The 914-nt window shown below is 61.8% G+C and carries 1 protein-coding gene; it reads left to right on the top strand.

Going from position 1 to position 914, the window contains the following annotated elements:
- A partial coding sequence (locus IQK56_RS30790) for a patatin-like phospholipase family protein (protein WP_193901991.1) occupies positions 1 to 900 on the top strand: 900 nt, incomplete at its 5' end.
- Between the last annotated feature and the right edge of the window lie 14 nt (positions 901 to 914).

Genomic DNA, 914 nt, shown 5'->3' with positions numbered 1-914 from the left:
TTTCGCAGCCATCTGGTATTGCGCAGCGATTGGCCCGGTGTGATCCGTCAGGCGAGTCGCTTCCTGATCCACAGTCTGCTGGGTCTGGGGCGGCAATTTCCGGTAGCGCTGCTCAACAGTTCGCCACTGCGTGATCTGCTGCAGGACAAGCTGCATCTGGCGGGTATCGACGAGGCGATCCGGAACAAACATCTGCATGCGGTTGCGGTCACGGCGTTCGGCTATGAGTCCGGGCAAGCGGTGACCTTTTATCAGGGCGGCGGCACCATCAATGCCTGGCTGCGTCATCGCCGCATTGGCGTACCCACCGCGCTCACGGTAGAACACTTGCTGGCCAGTTCGGCGATCCCGTTATTGTTTGCCCCGGTGAAACTCGACCAGGAGTATTTCGGCGACGGCGCGGTGCGCCAATCAGCACCGATCAGCCCGGCCCTGCACCTGGGCGCCAGCCGCGTGCTGGTGGTGGGCGTCAGCGGCAACCCACGGGGCAATGAGCCGGCGGTGCAACGCAGCTTCACCGGCCAGGAACCGACCCTGGCCCAGATCGGCGGGCATATGCTCAACAGCACGTTCATTGACAGCCTGGAAAGCGACATCGAGTTGCTGGAACGCTTGAATCAATTCAGTCATGCCGCGCCTGGCCTGGCGGCGGTAGAGGTGCTGGTGATTGCGCCGAGCCAGCCGATTGATGAAATTGCGGCGCGGCATCGCCAGGAATTGCCGGCGGCGTTGCGTCTGTTTCTGAGGGGACCGGGAGCGACCAAGACGAGCGGGGCAGGGGTGTTGAGTTACTTGCTGTTCGAGGCGGGGTATTGCAGCGAGTTGATTGAGTTGGGCAGGAAAGATGCGCTGGCCAAGCGCGAAGAAATCACCCGGTTCCTGGGACTTGAATCAATCTAAATGTGGGAGGCCCC

The organism is Pseudomonas cyclaminis, assembly GCF_015163715.1.
Taxonomy (GTDB): domain Bacteria; phylum Pseudomonadota; class Gammaproteobacteria; order Pseudomonadales; family Pseudomonadaceae; genus Aquipseudomonas; species Aquipseudomonas cyclaminis.
This window is presented reverse-complemented; position numbering and strand designations above follow the sequence as displayed.